At 72.0% G+C, this 2,816-nt stretch carries 1 protein-coding gene; it reads left to right on the top strand.

The annotated features are described in order from the left end of the window. Window positions 1–2,816, top strand: a 2,816-nt coding sequence (locus ACFW1A_RS39770; RefSeq protein ID WP_380418486.1) for a HAMP domain-containing protein, incomplete at both ends; no start/stop codon positions are given.

Raw genomic sequence — 2,816 nt, 5'->3', positions numbered from 1 at the left:
TTCGCCGGCGAGGTGACCCGGGTGGCCCGCGAGGTCGGCACCGAGGGCCGGCTCGGCGGCCAGGCCGACGTCAAGGGCGTCTCCGGCACCTGGAAGGACCTGACCGAGTCGGTCAACGTGATGGCGGACAACCTCACCGCCCAGGTCCGCGCCATCGCCGCGGTCACCACCTCGGTGGCCCAGGGCGACCTGTCGCAGAAGATCCGGGTGGACGCCCGCGGCGAGATCCTCGAACTCAAGGAGACCATCAACACGATGGTCGACCAGCTGTCCGCGTTCGCGGACGAGGTGACCCGGGTGGCCCGCGAGGTCGGCACCGAGGGCAACCTCGGCGGCCAGGCCACCGTCCGGGGCGTGTCGGGCACCTGGAAGGACCTCACCGACAACGTCAACGTGATGGCCTCGAACCTGACCGGGCAGGTCCGCTCGATCTCCCAGGTGGCCACTGCCGTGGCCCGCGGCGACCTGTCGCAGAAGATCACGGTCGAGGCCAAGGGCGAGGTCGCGGCGCTGGCCGGGGTGATCAACACCATGGTCGACACCCTCTCGGCCTTCGCCGACGAGGTGACCCGGGTGGCCCGCGAGGTCGGCACCGAGGGCATGCTGGGCGGCCAGGCCCGGGTGTCGAACGTCGCGGGGACCTGGAAGGACCTCACCGACAACGTCAACTTCATGGCGCACAACCTGACCAGCCAGGTCCGCAACATCGCCCAGGTCACCACCGCGGTGGCCAACGGCGACCTGACCCGCAAGATCGACGTCGACGCCCGCGGCGAGATCCTGGAGCTCAAGACCACCATCAACACCATGGTCGACCAGCTCGGCTCGTTCGCCGCCGAGGTCACCCGGGTGGCCCGCGAGGTCGGCAGCGAGGGCCGGCTGGGCGGGCAGGCCGAGGTCGAGGGCGTCTCCGGCACCTGGAAGCGGCTGACCGAGAACGTCAACGAGCTGGCCGGCAACCTGACCCGCCAGGTCCGCGCGATCGCCGAGGTGACCAGCGCGGTCACCGCCGGCGACCTGACCCGCTCGATCACCGTGGACGCCTCCGGCGAGGTCGCCGACCTCAAGGACAACATCAACGTCATGGTCCACTCGCTGCGCGAGACCACCCGCGCCAACGAGGAGCAGGACTGGCTCAAGACCAACCTCGCCCGGCTGTCCGGGCTGCTCCAGGGCCAGCGCGACCTGGCGGTGGTCGCCGCGTCCGTCATGGACGAGCTGACCCCGCTGGTCGGCGCCCAGTGCGGCGCCTTCTACCTCGCCGAGGAGCACCCCGACCAGGCCGGCACGGTGCTCCAGCTGGTCGGCTCCTACGCCTTCCCCGACGGCAGCCGGCCGACCCGGTTCCGGCTCGGCGAGTCCTTCGTCGGCCAGGCCGCGCGCAGCCGCCGGACCATCACGGTGGACGAGCTGCCCGCGGGCTACCTGGCGGCCTCCTCGGGCCTGGGCCGCACCGACTCGCTCTCGCTGGTGGTGCTGCCGATCGTGGTCGAGGACCAGGTGCTCGGCGTCATCGAACTGGCCTCGGTCCGCCCGCTCACCCCGGTCCACCGGGGCTTCCTGGACCAGCTGATGGAGACCATCGGGGTCAATCTCAACACCATCACGGCCAACGCCCGGACCGACGAGCTGCTCCAGGAGTCGCAGCGGCTGACCGCCGAACTCCGGGTCCGGTCGGAGGAGTTGCAGGCCCGCCAGGAGGAGCTGCAGGCCTCCAACGCGGAGTTGGAGGAGAAGGCCGAGCTGCTGGCCACCCAGAACCGCGACATCGAGGCGAAGAACCTGGAGATCGAGCAGGCCCGCCAGGAGCTGGAGGCCCGCGCCCAGCAGCTGTCGATCGCCTCCACCTACAAGTCGGAGTTCCTGGCCAACATGAGCCACGAGCTGCGCACCCCGCTCAACAGCCTGCTGATCCTCGCCCAGCTGCTGGCCCAGAACCCGACCCGGAACCTGACGGCCAAGCAGGTCGAGTACGCCGGCATCATCCACTCGGCCGGGTCCGACCTGCTGCAGCTGATCAACGACATCCTGGACCTGTCCAAGGTCGAGGCCGGGAAGATGGACCTGACCATCGACGAGCTGCCGCTGGCCGGGCTGGTCGACTACGTGGAGACCACCTTCCGGCCGCTGACCGGCGACAAGGGCCTGTCCTTCGCCGTGCGCACCGCCCGCGGCGTGCCGGCCGAGCTGCTGACCGACGAGTACCGGCTGCGCCAGGTGCTGCGCAACCTGCTGTCCAACGCGGTGAAGTTCACCGAGCGGGGCGGGGTCGAGCTGCACATCGACCCGGTCGATCCCGCCGAGGTGCCCGAGGGCGTGCGGCGGCACGCCCCCGTGCTGGCGTTCCGGGTGGTCGACACCGGCATCGGCATCGCGCCCGAGCACCTGGAGACCGTGTTCGGCGCGTTCCAGCAGGCCGACGGCACCACCAGCCGCAAGTACGGCGGCACCGGCCTCGGACTGTCCATCAGCCGGGAGATCGCGCTGCTGCTCGGCGGGGCGCTCGGGGTGGAGAGCACGCTGGGCAAGGGCAGTGCGTTCACCCTGTACCTGCCCACCGCCCCGCTGGACCCGCAGGAGCTGCACGGGACCGCGCTGCCGGTGCCGCCGCAGGGGCCGGCCGGGGCCCGGGACGGCCGGGCCCGGCCGCAGGGCCCGGCGGCGCGGGCGGAGTCGCTGCCGCCGCGCCGCCTGCTGGTCGTCGAGGGCCGGGCCAACGGGCTGCTGACGCTGGTGGCCGAGAGCGCCCTCGGGGACCTGCCGACGGCCGCCGGCCACACCGCCGAACTGGTCGCCGCGGTGGGCGCCCGGGGGGC

Source organism: Kitasatospora sp. NPDC058965 (assembly GCF_042741245.1).
In the GTDB taxonomy this organism is placed as follows: Bacteria; Actinomycetota; Actinomycetes; order Streptomycetales; family Streptomycetaceae; genus Kitasatospora.
This window is presented reverse-complemented; position numbering and strand designations above follow the sequence as displayed.